The sequence below is a fragment of the Flavobacterium agrisoli genome, assembly GCF_016522065.1.
Taxonomy (GTDB): domain Bacteria; phylum Bacteroidota; class Bacteroidia; order Flavobacteriales; family Flavobacteriaceae; genus Flavobacterium; species Flavobacterium agrisoli.
The window spans coordinates 397818-410756 of record NZ_JAEHFV010000003.1 but is presented as its reverse complement, the minus strand read 5'-3'; the positions used below and the strand labels follow the sequence as shown (position 1 = coordinate 410756).

Annotated in this window: 10 protein-coding genes and 2 pseudogenes; 9 read left to right on the top strand and 3 right to left on the bottom strand. The window is 32.2% G+C overall.

Going from position 1 to position 12939, the window contains the following annotated elements; genetic code table 11:
* Nucleotide 1: 1 nt before the first annotated feature.
* From I5M07_RS10040 to I5M07_RS10030, 3 genes are all read right to left on the bottom strand, one after another.
* Nucleotides 2–622, bottom strand: a complete 621-nt coding sequence (locus tag I5M07_RS10040) for an alpha-ketoglutarate-dependent dioxygenase AlkB family protein (RefSeq protein WP_200106302.1) — start codon at nucleotides 620–622, stop codon at nucleotides 2–4.
* A gap of 205 nt (nucleotides 623–827) precedes the next feature.
* A complete protein-coding gene (locus tag I5M07_RS10035) occupies nucleotides 828–1415 on the bottom strand; it encodes an O-methyltransferase (RefSeq protein ID WP_233622020.1) in 588 nt (195 codons plus the stop codon).
* Between the two features lie 181 nt (nucleotides 1416–1596).
* Nucleotides 1597–1974, bottom strand: coding sequence for a hypothetical protein (locus I5M07_RS10030; protein ID WP_200106300.1), 378 nt, complete (start codon nucleotides 1972–1974; stop codon nucleotides 1597–1599).
* Nucleotides 1975–2276: 302 nt separating this feature from the next.
* On the opposite strand from I5M07_RS10030, the gene I5M07_RS10025 reads away from it, so the two are divergent.
* The 9 genes and pseudogenes from I5M07_RS10025 to I5M07_RS09995 all read left to right on the top strand — a co-directional run bounded on the left by I5M07_RS10025 (nucleotide 2277) and on the right by I5M07_RS09995 (nucleotide 12911).
* Nucleotides 2277–3719 (top strand): VapE domain-containing protein, encoded by a 1443-nt coding sequence (locus I5M07_RS10025; protein ID WP_233622019.1) that lies wholly within the window; start codon nucleotides 2277–2279, stop codon nucleotides 3717–3719.
* 531 nt (nucleotides 3720–4250) lie between these two features.
* A complete protein-coding gene (hsdR, locus tag I5M07_RS10020) occupies nucleotides 4251–6596 on the top strand; it encodes an EcoAI/FtnUII family type I restriction enzme subunit R (protein WP_200106299.1) in 2346 nt (781 codons plus the stop codon).
* A 16-nt stretch (nucleotides 6597–6612) separates the two neighbouring features.
* The gene (locus tag I5M07_RS16000; protein WP_233622018.1) at nucleotides 6613–7074 is read left to right on the top strand and encodes a type I restriction-modification system subunit M N-terminal domain-containing protein; all 462 of its coding nucleotides are present in this window, start codon (nucleotides 6613–6615) and stop codon (nucleotides 7072–7074) included.
* A 21-nt stretch (nucleotides 7075–7095) separates the two neighbouring features.
* Nucleotides 7096–8061 (top strand): annotated as a pseudogene (locus tag I5M07_RS15995) (HsdM family class I SAM-dependent methyltransferase); the annotation flags it as partial.
* A gap of 2 nt (nucleotides 8062–8063) precedes the next feature.
* Nucleotides 8064–8657, top strand: coding sequence for a restriction endonuclease subunit S domain-containing protein (locus tag I5M07_RS10010; RefSeq protein WP_200106298.1), 594 nt, complete (start codon nucleotides 8064–8066; stop codon nucleotides 8655–8657).
* A pseudogene (locus tag I5M07_RS16110) lies at nucleotides 8642–8779 on the top strand (restriction endonuclease subunit S); the annotation flags it as partial. The gene I5M07_RS10010 and the pseudogene I5M07_RS16110, both read left to right, overlap by 16 nt.
* 18 nt (nucleotides 8780–8797) lie before the next feature.
* Complete coding sequence (locus I5M07_RS10005) at nucleotides 8798–9697, top strand: restriction endonuclease subunit S (RefSeq protein WP_200106297.1); 900 nt, start codon at nucleotides 8798–8800, stop codon at nucleotides 9695–9697.
* A gap of 4 nt (nucleotides 9698–9701) precedes the next feature.
* Nucleotides 9702–11585 (top strand): AAA family ATPase, encoded by a 1884-nt coding sequence (locus tag I5M07_RS10000; protein ID WP_200106296.1) that lies wholly within the window; start codon nucleotides 9702–9704, stop codon nucleotides 11583–11585.
* A 30-nt stretch (nucleotides 11586–11615) separates the two neighbouring features.
* Nucleotides 11616–12911, top strand: a complete 1296-nt coding sequence (locus tag I5M07_RS09995; RefSeq protein ID WP_200106295.1) for a phospholipase D-like domain-containing protein — start codon at nucleotides 11616–11618, stop codon at nucleotides 12909–12911.
* Nucleotides 12912–12939: the final 28 nt, after the last annotated feature.

Genomic DNA, 12939 nt, shown 5'->3' with positions numbered 1-12939 from the left:
TTTATTTGGTTTCTTGTTCTATAATGGTTCTAAAAGTCAAGTTTATTCGGGGTTTTAGAACCTTTTTTGTGGGAGGCAAACGGTGTAGCCAAAAGGTTTGAGTGGTATCTTTCATCACTAAAAGACTGCCGTGACTTAAAATTACCTCTACTTTTGCTTTGGTCGTTTTATGCTTAAAAGCAAACTTTCGAGTTGCTCCAAAACTCAACGACGCAATAGCGCCATTTTTCTTCAAATCCGTTTCGGCATCGCTGTGCCAAGCCATTCCCTCTTCGCCACTGTGGTATAAATTGAGCAAACACGAATTATACGTTTCGCCTGTTTGTTTTTCGGTGATTTCTTTAAGAGCCAGCAATTCGGGTGTCCATGGCAAGGCTATTTTGGTAGTGTTGGAATAACGGTATTCAAAAGGAACGCTCCCATACCAAGCTACTTTTCGTTTGGTCACAATCAATTTCCCAAAAATAATCGCCTCATCATTTTTCCATTCAATTTCGTTGAATAATTTTTGGTAATACTCATCTGCGGCTTCTTTAGGAAAAATAACCCCGTAATCGATAACCGTACCATCGTAAGGCAATAAATTAGTGGTTTCTGATGATTCGGCTGAAAATAAATCCATAACGTCTTTTGCTTTTTAGGGTCTAAAATTACGCAAAATTGTTGGGAACAGTTTAAGATCAATTAAGTAGCAGCCTTTAGCAATAGCATCGGGTTTGGGATTAAATTAAGCCTATTCTTTGGGTAAAATAATGTCGGTATTTATAGACATCTAAATACAAAAACATCTTTTCATTAAGCTTGAAACTGGAATCTTTTCAAACGGCTCATATGTCGAACTTTTTTGTGGCAATTATTATTCCAGTTGACCAGTTCATTTTTGTTAATTGTAAATCTTCTCTGTTTTCCAAATATTCGATTAGTTTATTAACATTTTCTAGGTGTCCTGCAAGCCAATTTGGTTGTGGCAACATATCATCAATAATATAAAAGCCTCCTACTTTTAACAATTTAAGAGTTTCGTTTATTTCACTGTATTTCCCAGGCCAAGCGTCAGCAAAGATTAAATCAAATTTTTCATTGTTGTAGTTTTTAATCCATTCACTCCCATCTGCACAAATAATTTCGACTCTTTCGTCAGTTCCAAAATAATTTTGAGCTATAGCAGTTAATTTTGGATCATTGTCAATAGTAACTAATTTAGAATCCGAATCCAATCCGTCAATCATCCAAGAAAGCGACAGACCAATTCCTGTTCCAAGTTCTAATATTTTTGATTTTGGTTTGGAAGTAATTAATGTCTTTAATAATGTCCCAATATACAAATCCGAAGGCATAGTAAAACCGATTTCTTTTGATTTTGCCTCAATTTCAAAATGTAGTTTAGGTATATCTAATATATTGGAATCTTTCATAGTTTTAATTTTAGTCTGCATTTTTAAGTATTAAGCCTAATCTATATTGCTTGGCTAAACTAAAAGCTCGATACCTATTGATCTTAAATTTAACGAAAATACGATTAAAAAAACATAAATTCCACTAAATTCGCAAATCGCTTGTAACGGCGGTTACCAGCAGTTGTTTTTATCAAGGAATTTATCTTTTTTCAAGCGAGATAGCCTCTATGTTTATCTCTTGGTCGTCTTTTAACTTTTCTTTAGTGAAAGGTTCCGCAAAACTTTCTGAACCATAGAAACCTCTTTTATTAAGCATAAATCTATACCCACATGCACTATCAATTTTAATTTTAACCGACCCCATAGAATCTGTAACATATTCAGCAACTTTTGGAATTCGTCTCGTGAAGAATCCTATACCAACTTCTTTTCTAACTTCAATGGTATCAAACGTATTAATTCTACGCTGTTTGGTTTCGCTGTCTACTGAATTTATTGTTATAGTAATTTGGTTTTCTAAATCAGTTTTTCTACTGCAATTTGAAATTAACAAAGCTATTATAGAAATACTTGCCAATATTTTCGTTTTGGAAATCTTTGATTACATAATCTATTACATTTAACCACTTTGTGCCACAATTGCTTGTAACGTTTTGGGCACACGAGGTTTGGGATTAAAGATGCGAGGTTTTTCAGTTAAACACAAATTTTCCAAGTACAAAACCATTTTTAAATTCAGCCTAATGCCTAAATCTCGTGTAACGGCTGATTTATGAGCACTGCATAAAATTCACCGAAAAAAAAGTACAATTCGCGAATGGTATTCGAAACAACTTCGTCCACCAACTGGCCTGCAACCTAAACCGAAAAGGAATGCCAATGCAGGAAGCTTTATACTACATCCTAACCGATTTCGGCTACGACGAAAACGAAGTAACCCAATCCGTAAAAAGTGCCTACAATAATAACGAATTCGGTAAAGATCAATTTACTAACAATCCAAAAACTCCAACAACGAACAACCACCAACGAACAACTAAAAATACCGACCGCTCAAAGCCCACAGCCGATAGCGTCGCAGACGAGGACGACGAAGACAGACCTAAACCAACCCAAATAGACCGTTTAGAATTGTTCCTATCAACCCGATATGTCTTTCGTCATAACATCGTTTCGGGGAAATTAGAGTTCCAATATTTTGGCAAAAAGAAATGGAACGTGATGAATGATTTTATTGAAAACTCAATGCTTCGTGAATGTCTAAAAGGAAGAATCAAAACCAATTTATCATCCTTAAGAAACTTGCTGTATTCCGACTTTTGTGAGCTGTACAATCCTTTTGAAGATTACTTTTTCAATTTGCCTTCTTATGACGAAAAGACCGATTACATAACGGAATTAGCCAATACAATCACAACTACAAAACAAGACCTTTGGCAGCAATGTTTCAAGAAATGGCTAGTCGCAATGGTCGGTTGTGTATTGGATGATAAAGTCATAAATCACACCGTAATTGTATTTAGTGGTAAACAAGGACTAGGAAAAACAACTTGGGTAGAAAAACTCGTTCCCAAACAATTGAAAGAGTATTTATTTTCTGGAACCATCAACCCCAACAACAAAGATACGTTAGTTCAACTGGCAGAATGTATGTTAATCAACTTGGACGAACTCGAAAACCTAAACCGTTCCGAAATTGGATCACTCAAAGAAATCATCACCAAAACCCAAATCCGAATGCGAAGAGCCTACGGTCACAACAACGAAACAATGCCCAGACGGGCATCGTTTGCAGGAAGTGTAAACACAGCCCAGTTCTTAAACGACAGTACCGGAAGTCGCCGTTTTTTGTGTTTTGAAGTTGAAAATATCCAGTACCAACACCAAGTGGATATCAATTTGGTTTTTTCCCAAGCTTTATACCTTTTCAAAAGCGATTTTAGATTTTGGTTCGACCAAGAGGAAATCAAAGCCATCACCGAAAGTAACGAACAATACCAACTCCGAAGCCCCGAAGAAGAATTATTGTTAACCTGGTTTGAACCAGTGGAAAGAGAAAAAGCAAAACTTTTCCTCAATGCCTCACAAATCGCTGCATTCCTAGCCGAACGAACAAAATTAAACCTCAATGACGGCACCATCAACAAACTCGGTAAAGCCTTGAAAAAACACAATTTCCTCCGCCTCAAAAAGAACGGAATATTCGTTTATGCCGTTACCGAAAACACCTACGAAGACGTTGATAATGAAAATAAAAATCAATCCGTTTTAGAATGTCCTAGGGATTTGGAAGCGAGCGTCAATCAATCGAAATATCCGTAAAAAGAAAAGCTGTTTGAGTCCCGAAAAGCTTTCGGGACGAGTTCTTTTCTTTTAGGGTATGAGATTGAAATTGACCGCTGAAAATCCCAAGACTTGATTTTTTTGTTTCTTTTTTGATCAAGCAAAAAAGAAAATTAGAAAACTGTAATTTCAAATTCAATAAAAAAGTCATTGTTAGCACAATCTATAACCCAAATCACACAACACCAAATCACACTCAATAACACCAATTTCACAGGGTAAGCAGGGTAACCAAAAAACGCTGAAACTTTTAAACTTTTTTTTCAAAAATAAAAAACAGGAAACATCAGCCCAAAACAAGGCAAATCAAAACACAAACCGTTTCAATTTACTTTGTTTTCATCGAAAAAATCCAAAAGTTTAAACATCGAAAAAACTAAAAATCTTTTATCTCAAATTTGCTTACCCTCCTTACCCTATGTTAATAAGTTGCCTTTTACTTCAAATTGCTTTTCACTATGTTTGTACATTGTACGTAAAACATATTTTATTAGCTTAAAGCATGCTAGTATGAATAAAAAGAAATTATCAGAACGTGATATTTGTTCAAAATATATTACTCCTGCATTAATAAATTCTGGTTGGGATCTACATATACAAATCAGGGAAGAATTTCCGTTGACTAATGGGCGTATTATAGTTCGTGGTCAATTACATACACGTGCAAAAAACAAGCGTGCTGATTATGCTCTGTTTTATAAACCAGGTATCCCAATTGCTATTGTTGAAGCAAAAGATAATAATCATACGGTTAGTGATGGAATGCAACAAGGGCTTGCTTATGGCAACATGATTAATGTCCCTTTTGTATTTAGTTCTAATGGTGATGGTTTTTTATTTCATAACAGCATAGCTAAAGATGGTAAAATTGAAACAGAAATTTCATTAGAAGAATTCCCATCACCTGAAGCTTTATGGAAGATGTGGTGCGAACACAGAGAAATCACACCAGTTCAAGAAGCTATAATCACAGAAGATTATTATAGTGATGGAAGTAATAAAATTCCAAGATATTACCAGTTATTAGCAATTAATAAAACTATTGAAGCTGTTGCAAGAGGAGATAATAGGATCCTTTTAGTAATGGCAACCGGTACAGGAAAAACATATACTGCTTTTCAAATCATTTGGAGATTATGGAAGTCAAAAACTAAAAAAAGAATTCTATTTCTTGCAGATAGAAATATTTTAGTTGACCAAACAATGACTAATGATTTCAAGCCTTTTGGCTCCGCAATGACAAAAATATCCAAAAGACAAGCAAATAAATCGTATGAAATTTATTTGTCATTATATCAAGCGGTAACTGGTACTGAAGAAGAACAAAATGTTTATAAACAGTTTTCTCCTGAATTCTTTGATTTAATAGTTATAGACGAGTGCCATCGAGGCAGTGCAGCTGATGATTCTAATTGGAGGAGAATTTTAGAATACTTCTCAGATGCAACCCAAATTGGATTAACAGCTACACCAAAAGAAACTCAAGAAGTATCGAATACAGATTATTTTGGTAAACCAATTTATACTTATTCATTAAGACAAGGTATTGATGACGGTTTTTTGGCGCCATATAAGGTAGTTAGAATTGATTTAGATAAAGATGTTACGGGTTGGCGTCCTGATAAAGATATGACCGACAAATATGGTAATCTTATAGATGATAGAATTTACAATCAAAAGGATTTTGATAAATCGTTAGTACTCGATAAACGAACCCAATTAGTTGCTAAAAAAATATCTGATTTTTTAAAACAAACCAATCGTTACGATAAAACTATTGTTTTTTGTGATAACATTGACCATGCCGAACGAATGAGACAGGCTTTGGTTAATGAAAATAGTGATATTACATCAACAAATAATAAATATGTTGTTAGAATTACTGGGGATAATGAAGAAGGAAAAATGGAATTGGATAATTTTATCTTTCCTGAATCTAAATTTCCTGTTATTGCAACTACTTCAAAACTAATGCCTACTGGTGTTGATGCTCAAACTTGTAAATTAATTGTACTTGACCAGCGAATTCAATCTATGACCGAGTTCAAACAAATTATAGGTCGTGGTACAAGAATAAATGAAGATTACAACAAATTCTTCTTTACCATTATGGACTTCAAAAAAGCAACCGAATTATTTGCTGATCCAGATTTTGATGGAGAACCAGTTGTTATCTACGACCCAAAACCGGGTGGTTCTCCTGTACCTCCTGATGAAATTGACGGCGGAACTAATACTCCTCCAGATAATGGTGGTAATGGAAATACTGGTGGCGATGGTGGTGATACATCAATAATTAAAAAATTCTATGTTGCCAATGTGCCTGTTTCAGTAATTGCTGAAAGAGTACAATATTTTGATGCAAATGGCAAACTAATTACAGAATCATTAAAAGATTACACAAAAAAAGCACTTGAAAAAGAATTCACCTCATTAGACGATTTTTTAACTAAGTGGTCAGATGCTGATAAAAAGAAAATAATTATCGACGAATTAGCGAACGAAGGTGTTTTCTTTGAGGCGCTAGCGGAAGAAATTGGAAAAGACCTCGACCCTTTTGATATCATTTGTCATGTGGCTTGGGACAAACCTCCATTATCAAGAAAAGAGCGTGCAGAACAAGTCAAAAAAAGAAATTACTTTACTAAATACGGTGAACAAGCCCAAAAAGTAATTAATGCGTTACTAGATAAATATGCTGATGAAGGCGTTGAACCTATAGAAGAAACCAAAATCTTAACCATTCAACCCTTTACCGATTATGGTACTCCAATCGAAATTATTAAAATCTTTGGTGGTAAAGTACAATACGAAGAAGCAGTAAAAGAATTAGAACAAGCAATATATTCATCTTAAATAATAAATCCTAAATATGTCATTAAGTACATTAATAAAAACCATTCAAGATATAATGCGAAAAGACGTTGGTGTCGATGGAGACGCACAACGTATTAGCCAAATGGTTTGGTTACTTTTCCTGAAAATATTTGACGATAAGGAAAAAGAATGGGAAATAATTATTGACAATTACAAATCGCCACTACAAAGTCGTTTCAAATGGTCTAATTGGGCTGCTAATGATGAAGGAATGACTGGAGAAGAATTAATTGATTTTGTTAACAATGATTTATTTCCTTCTCTTAAAAAACTTTCAACTACTGCCGGAGTTTCTCCTCATGGAAAAATTGTTGGAAGTGTTTTTGAAGATGCTTATAACTACATGAAATCGGGAACGCTATTACGTCAGGTAATCAATACTATTCAAGGCGATGTGGATTTTAATTCATCCAATGACCGACATGTATTTAACGATATTTATGAAAAAATATTATAAGATTTACAATCAGCAGGTAATGCAGGTGAATACTATACACCTCGTGCTGTAACTCAATTCATGGTTGATATTTTAAACCCACAATTAGGAGAAAGAGTTTTTGACCCTGCATGTGGAACTGGTGGTTTTTTGGTAAATGTTATTGAACATAAGAAGAAGTTATTCAAAACTCCAAAAGATATCGAAAAGTTACAAGACAATATCCACGGTATAGAAAAAAAACCCCTGCCTCACATGTTAGCCATGACCAATATGATGTTGCATGGTATAGATGTACCAAGCAATATCAGACATGATAATACGTTGAGCAAGCCACTTAAAGATTACGGCCCAAAAGACCGGATGGATGTGATTATTACCAATCCACCATTTGGAGGTATCGAGGAAGATGGTATTGAAAAAAACTTTCCGAAAAAATATCAAACCCGAGAAACAGCCGATCTATTTATGGCTTTAATCATGCATTTGTTAAGAGCTGATACTGGAAGAGCTGGTGTAGTTTTACCTGATGGGTTTTTATTTGGTGAAGGTGTAAAAACAAATTTAAAACGCGAACTTTTAAAAGAATTCAATCTTCATACTATCGTTCGTTTACCAAAAGGTGTTTTTAGCCCTTATACTGGAATTAGCACTAATATTTTATTTTTTGATAAGGGTGAGCCAACAAAACACGTTTGGTTCTTTGATCATCCCTACCCTGAAGGTTACAAATCCTATTCAAGAAGTAAGCCTTTACGAATTGAAGAATTTGATTTAGAAAAAAAATGGTGGAATAATCGTAAACAAAATGAATATGCTTGGAAAGTTTCATTAAAAGAAATAGAAGATAAAAAGTACAATTTAGATTTCAAAAATCCTCACAGTGTGGATATAATCCATACTGATCCCGACATATTAATGCAGGACTATGAGATCATACGCAAAGAACTTATTGCTACAAGAGATTTATTGAAAAAAGAATTAATGTCAGCATTAGGAAATAATTGAAAATGAAATTACTAGAAAAACATTTTGAAATTGCATTAGAAACTCCTGATGGCATTACCAGATTGCGTGAACTAATATTAAAATTAGCAATGCAAGGAAAATTAGTTCCTCAAAATTTAAAGGAGCAACCTGCTCATGAACTTTTAGAAGAAATCGAAAAAGAAAAAGAAAAACTAATTAATAATAAGCTAATTAAAAAGCAAAGTCCTTTATCTAAATTAACAAATAATGAAATACCTTTTTCTATTCCCGAAAATTGGAAATGGGTAAAATTAAATACTTTTTTAGATGTTAGAGATGGTACGCATGATACCCCAAAATATGTTGATTCTGGATTTCCTTTAATTACGAGTAAAAATTTATATTCAGGTAAACTAACTTTTGATAATGTTAAGCATATATCAGAACTAGATCATTATAAAATAAGTGAAAGATCAAAAGTTGATAAAGAAGATATTTTATTTGCAATGATAGGAAGTATTGGTAATCCTGTACTAGTTGATACAGATGTTGATTTTTCAATAAAGAATGTAGCACTTATAAAATATTTCAATAAAAAAAAAAATACAATGTTTATTTTATACTTTATTATTTAATATATGCCCAAAACATAATTAAGTCTCAAGCTAGTGGCGCTGTTCAGAGTTTCGTTTCATTAGGCTTTCTAAGAAATTATCCCTTTCCTCTTCCACCACTTGAGGAACAAAAAAGAATAGTAGAAAAAATAGACCAACTCATGCTTTTATGTGATAAGTTGGAAGCAAAAAGAAACCAAAAAAACAAATTACAACTTCAAATTAATTCAGCAGCTATTAACAATCTTATCAAAGCTAATGATGGAATTTCTTTTAATAATGCTTGGAGTTTTATTGTTAATCAATTTGATAGTTTATATACAGTAAAAGAAAATGTCACGGTTTTAAAAGATGCAATTTTAAACCTAGCAATAAAAGGAAAACTTATATCTGAAAATTTAAAAAATAAAGTAGTAAATAATACTGAAATAGATATAATTTCAAGTATCAAATTTAAGATTAATGAAAAAGAATATCCATTTTTATTACCAAAAGGATGGAAATGGTTAGCATTAAATGATCTTGGTTTAACACAAACAGGAACGACACCAGCAACTAAAAATTCAGAATACTACGGAGATTATATACCTTTTATAGGGCCAGGTGATATAAAAAAACAAGTAATAAATTATACTAATTTATCACTTTCCGAATTAGGACTTGAAAAAGCAAGGCTAATATCTCGTGATTCTATTATGATGGTTTGTATAGGTGGCAGTATTGGTAAACTTGCAATTAATGATCGTGATGTAGCTTGTAATCAACAAATCAATACCATTACGCCTTATTCTAATATTGATTTGAAATATTTATTCGCCGTATTACAATCCTCCTATTTTCAAAATCAAGTATTATCAAATTCTAGTGGTTCGGCAACTCCAATTATTAATAAACAAAAATGGATTTCAATACCTATTCCTGTTCCTCCTTATGAAGTTCAAAAAGTAATTTCAAATAAAGTTGATGAATTATTTAAATTATGCGATATGTTAGAAAAAAATATTGATCAATCTTCAAAAAAACAATCACAACTCCTAAATGCAGTTTTAGCACAAGTATAGTATAATGAGATTAAAACATTTACACATTGTAGGCGAATACAAAAACCTAAAAGATTTCAAATTAGATTTTGATGGCACAAGTCTTATAGATGTTTTTGTTGGTAAAAATGGTACAGGGAAATCTAATTTGTTTGAGGCTTTTTTAGAAATATTCAAACACCTTTATAATAACAATTACCCAATAGGATTTAATTATAAGCTTCATTATGAAATTGGAGGAAAAACTATCGAGTTACATTGGGATGACCCAAAATGGCAAAATAAGCTAGACAATAATGAGAAAGTTCCTGCGCCTATTGCACCTAATTTATTACCTTCAAATTTGTTGATTTATTACTCAGGTCATAACGATACGATTGGAAATTTTATTGAGGATTTCAACGAAACACATCGTGATAGGTTAAATCGTAATCGAAATAATGAAAATTTTAATAGTGATGATGCAAGATTGTTCTTTGGTATTGGTAAAGAATACAAAACCATATTGTTAGCCACCACATTATTACAATCAGATGATCTACATTTAAAACAGATTATTAAACAAAAGTTAAGCATTGATTCTGTTGGGTCTGAAATTAAGTTAGTTTTTGAAAAACCTTTTTTTGCATCAAAAGATTCTACTTTTGATGAATTTGACCCTGATGCAAGATTTTGGGGAGCACAAGGTTATTTTAGAGGTATTCTGAACGAAATTTGGGATGTAAATAAAATAGAAAATACTCCTGTTAGAGATGAAGGAAGAATAGAAAAGGAAGATTCTGAAGAGTACATATTATACCGTTCGTTTGAAGATTTCAAAAATAAGTTTGCTGCCAAGTCTATTTTTGAGGTATTCATCACACTGGATAACCTTAAAACTATTGGTTTATTAAAAGAGATTGACATTGAAGTTACATTAAGTTCCGGCAAGAAAATTAGTCTTGGTCAGTTTAGCGACGGTCAATTTCAATCTGTTTATATTTTATCCATAACCGAAATTTTTAAAGAGCATAACTGTATTTCCCTATTAGATGAGCCAGATGCCTTTTTACATCCGGAATGGCAGTTCACATTTTTTGATCAATTAACTAATATTTCTTCTGCTTCAAGTGAAAGTAATCATTTATTGATTAGTAGCCATAGTGCTATTACACTTATAAAATTCATAAAAGACAAAGTGAATTACTTTGAATTACATGAAACAAAAGGATTGGTTTCAAATAAAATTCCAAAAAAGATTGCAGTTAATAAATTGAGTAAGAATATTATAAAGCTGCATGAACAGGAACAATTGTTAAGTATCATTAATACAATACAAATAGAAAACAAACCTCTTCTTTTTACAGAAGGTAAAACAGACCCTTTGATTTTAAAGGAAGCGTATAATCGATTGTTCTCTGACGAGGAGATACCATTTATCCCTTTTTATTGTTTTGGTCATAAATCAGTTGCTCAAATTATGCGTGATCAGGATATTCAAAATGATATGAATGGGTTACCAATATTTGGGTTATTTGATTTTGATAAGGCATTCAATACTTTCAATGGTTTTAGTGATGAATTTTTTATAAATAATCTCGGTGAGGGCACAGTGAAACAATTGGTAGGAAAAGAGGTTTACGCTATGATGTTACCAGTTCCAGAAAATGGTATAAAAAAGCAAGTGATAAATCCAACCACATACCAGTGCTATAATGATCGTTCAGTTATGACTATTGAACATTTGTTTTTTGATTATGTTGATGCTACTAATTTTATAGAGGATACATCGATACCTGGTAATCCTCATAGGTTTGTCGGTGATAAAGTAAATTTTGCAAAAAACATTGTTCCTGGTTTAAATAATGATGCTTTCGAGATTTTCAGACCAATGTTTGAATTTATTAAAAGTAAAATTCCAAATCCTTAGACTATAAATATAAAGTAAAACTAGCTTAAAATGATTGTTACAAATTTAAAATCAGATTTTGAAGAATTATTAGTTAAAGCTAATGAAATTTGGTTTGCAGTTGCTTTAGTAAAAGAAAGTACATTAGCTTTCATTCAAGAAAGTATTACCGATAATTGCAAGCAAAACTATCTTGTAGGTATAGATTTACCCACAAACCCAAAAGTATTACGGAATATGCAGTCACAACTCAAAAATGATTTATTTAATGCTGCTATCTATAAAACAGAATATAATTTCCATCCAAAAGTATATTTGTTCAACGTTAATAATAATTATACTGCTTTCGTGGGTTCATCCAATTTAACAGATGGTGGATTTGAGGATAATGTTGAATTAAACTACAAAACAACTTACCAAGAAGATTGTTTATCTATCCTTAAGTGGTTTAATGCATTATATAAAGACTCCTATCCTTTAACGGAAGAAAATATCTTAGCTTATGAGGAGCAGTTTAATTCGTTAGAAGAATTTGAGAAAGAACTTAAGAAAAAAAGAAAAAGCTTTAAACTAAAAAAACCAGTATCTATTACTAGTCCATTAGATGCAATTGATTTTTCGGATAGATACTTCAAAAAAGAGCATCACTTAGCTTTTAAGAAAGAACTGCATTATTCTGATAGTAAAGAAGCTATTGCTGAACGAGAATTAGCAAAGAACAGATGTATTGAATTACACGACACTATTTTTCCATTGTTCAAGGATTATGGCATTGGCATTTTACATCCTAACCCAATGCCAGATCATTTAATTTCAATGATAAGACAAATGGATCCTACTAAGCCGAGACCTATTAATGCTATGTGGCTGAGTTATGGTAAAAGTGGTGATGAAATAAAACAGTATCAAAAAGAAGTTGGTGCTGACCAAAAAGCCAAGCATACATTTATACATCATGCTCGATTACAATTGAAAATCGATTTTAATAACATAGGACTCTATTTATTGTTCGCTAAAGAAAATGAAGGAGGAATTTTTGACCGTGATTTCTTTAAAACAAGTATGCGAAATAAAGAATATAGAAATAATTTCTATCAAATGCTAAATTCATTACCTAATGAATATTTTATTTCAGTAGGTAGCAACAAAGAGTTTTGTCATAATTTCAGTTCAGCTGAAGATTTACATAACTTCTGTAAAAAAGATGACATTCAAAAATATTTCATTATTGGAAGAGACTATCAAATTACTGATGATGAGATGTCGGAAGTAAAATTACCTAATGAAACGCTAAAAGTTTTTAAATTACTTTTCCCATTCTATGAAATGATGCGACATAGGCTGTAAGCTTCAAAAAAAATATTAAATAATAATT